Below are 1,521 nucleotides of genomic sequence, written 5' to 3'. Positions count from 1 at the left end.
AGCTGCTCGTCTTTCTGTGTCGGGGTGGTCGGCGGTCGTTGATCCTATGGCGGGGCGAGGGCGTTGAGCCGCTGGAGGGCTGTGAGGAGTAGCGGTGTTTCGGGGGCTGTCGCGGCGAGGTGCACGGTGAACCGTCGTGCGTGGAAGCTGACTCGGCCGGCGATCTCGAAGAGCCTGGCCCGGAGTTTCTTGGGCTCCCACCGTCTGGCACGGGTGGTGTGGAGGGAGAGCATCTGCGTCCAGGCCATCAGCTCGGCGGCGAGCATGACCAGGTGACACCAGAGTGTGTTCCCGGCGAAACCATGCAACGGCAGGTTCGCCAGTCCGGTGTCCTTGGCGTTACGGATCCGGTCTTCGCAGCGTGCGCGGAGCCGGTGTCGGACCTCCAGGTCCGCGAGTTGGCCGTGTTCCTGGTTTGTGGCCAGGGCCGTGTAGCGCATCCCGTCCACGTCCGTGATGCGTAGTTGCGCGCCGACGTGCGGGACTTCTTTGCGGACGATGACCCGCATCCCGGCAGGCCACGAGGTGAGGTCCAGCATGCCCGTGATGTCCGCGACCCACGCCCCGTCCCGCTCCACGCCGTCGCTGTTGTAGGCGCGGTTCCAGGCGTCCTTCGGAACTAAGGGCAGGACGGCTTCGACGGCGCCGTGGATGGGGAATCCCACCGAGTAGGACAGATTCCGGCGCGGGTGGGTGAGCCAGTCCAGGAATTCGTGGGTCCCGCCGGCGGAGTCGGTGCGGATCAGCACCTTCCGGCCCGACCGGAACCCTTTCGGCAGCTGCTGCAGGGCATCCTTCGTGACCTGGATGTGGTCCTTGGCGGTGTTCGACCCGGCGTTCCCCGGACGCAGCAGGACCGCCAGGGGTTCCCCGGTCCCGTCGGCCCCGTGGTCGAGGAAGGCGGCCAAAGGGTGGAACCCGAAGCTCTTCTTCCACGTCGGGCACGCGTGCTCTTTCTCCGAATGGGAGGTCACCACAGTCGCGTCCAGGTCTACGACCAGCGGGGCGTCCCTGCTGATCCCGTGCAGCGGGGAGTGCTCACCCGCCAGCATCCACACCTGCGCCCGCGCCGTCGCCCGGACCGTGTTGATCGCCGCCAGCGCTTTCTTCGGCGCCATGGTGGACAAGGTGGTGATCAGCCGACTCACCGTCGGATCGGAGGCGACCGGCCCATAGACCTGTGGCTGGGAGCGCAACCGGTCCACATCGGCCAGGCAGTCCCCGCCCGTGGCCAGCGACAGCGCGAGGTCGGTGAGGATCTTTCCCGGATCGTGCACCGCAAACGGCTTCCGCCAGGGCTCCAGCGCGTCCGAGAACCCGGTACCGAGACCGGAAACCCGGATCGTGTCCGTGAGGATGAGACCGCCGGCCTGGGACATCACCCCGGCACCGGCGGAATCAACACGGACGGATGGGTACAAGTTGGTAGTGTTGCTCACCTGGAAGGTGCTCCCTCGATATGGTCGGAATCTGCTGTGTGGTAACAACATTTTCCCACGTCAGGGGCACCTTTCAGCCCTT

General features: G+C 66.6%; 1 protein-coding gene. It reads right to left on the bottom strand.

The window, feature by feature from the left end:
* Nucleotides 1–44 precede the first annotated feature (44 nt).
* The gene (locus E8P82_RS14900) at nucleotides 45–1,439 is read right to left on the bottom strand and encodes an IS1380 family transposase (protein ID WP_136455836.1); all 1,395 of its coding nucleotides are present in this window, start codon (nucleotides 1,437–1,439) and stop codon (nucleotides 45–47) included.
* Nucleotides 1,440–1,521: the final 82 nt, after the last annotated feature.

This window comes from Arthrobacter echini (assembly GCF_004803505.1).
Taxonomy (GTDB): Bacteria; Actinomycetota; Actinomycetes; order Actinomycetales; family Micrococcaceae; genus Arthrobacter_D; species Arthrobacter_D echini.
This window is presented reverse-complemented; position numbering and strand designations above follow the sequence as displayed.